The organism is Bacillus cereus group sp. BfR-BA-01310, assembly GCF_022664325.1.
Classification (GTDB): Bacteria; Bacillota; Bacilli; order Bacillales; family Bacillaceae_G; genus Bacillus_A; species Bacillus_A paramycoides.
The window spans coordinates 1-206 of the sequence record NZ_JAKUHD010000131.1; the positions used below are offsets into that span (position 1 = coordinate 1).

Here is a 206-nt window from a genome sequence, read left to right on the forward strand (position 1 = left end):
TTTTTGATGATTTCAGTCGAGATTTTATCCAAGTAATCTTTTCTAGCATTTGTCATGTATTCATGAATTCGAGCTACCTTTACTCGTTGTTTATTCCAGCGAGAAGAACCTTTCATTCTTCTAGAAAGAACACGCTGTGCTTTTGCCAACTTCTCTTCTAATGATCGAAAAAACTTTGGATTTTTATAGGTTGTTCCATCTGACAA

1 protein-coding gene is annotated in these 206 nt (G+C 34.5%); it reads right to left on the minus strand.

Going from position 1 to position 206, the window contains the following annotated elements:
- Positions 1 to 206: transposase (locus MR109_RS29995; protein WP_242274879.1), on the minus strand; the 206-nt coding region annotated here is incomplete at both ends.